The sequence below is a fragment of the Pseudomonas sp. EL_65y_Pfl2_R96 genome (assembly GCF_963970905.1).
GTDB lineage: Bacteria > Pseudomonadota > Gammaproteobacteria > Pseudomonadales > Pseudomonadaceae > Aquipseudomonas.
Genome location: NZ_CAXAQH010000493.1, coordinates 1 through 212 on the forward strand (window position 1 = coordinate 1; position 212 = coordinate 212).

A 212-nucleotide genomic window follows, 5' to 3' on the forward strand; every position below is an offset into this window, starting at 1 on the left:
CCCGGTAAACCCGCTTCACGTTGATCGCCGGCAGCAACTGGGTTTCACGGGCGCGACGCAATAATCCCCAGACCCGACGGTAGCCATAGCTGGGCAGCTCGCTAACCTGCTGCTGGATTTCGACCACCAGCGCAGCATCGTCCACAGTCCTGCTTCGCCGTACTTTGGGCGATACCGATTGCTTGATTCGAACCGTTAATTGCGAGCGCGCC

1 pseudogene is annotated in these 212 nt (G+C 59.9%); it reads right to left on the reverse strand.

Annotated elements, in window-relative coordinates:
• A pseudogene (locus AACY49_RS31730) lies at positions 1-212 on the reverse strand (IS3 family transposase); the annotation flags it as partial.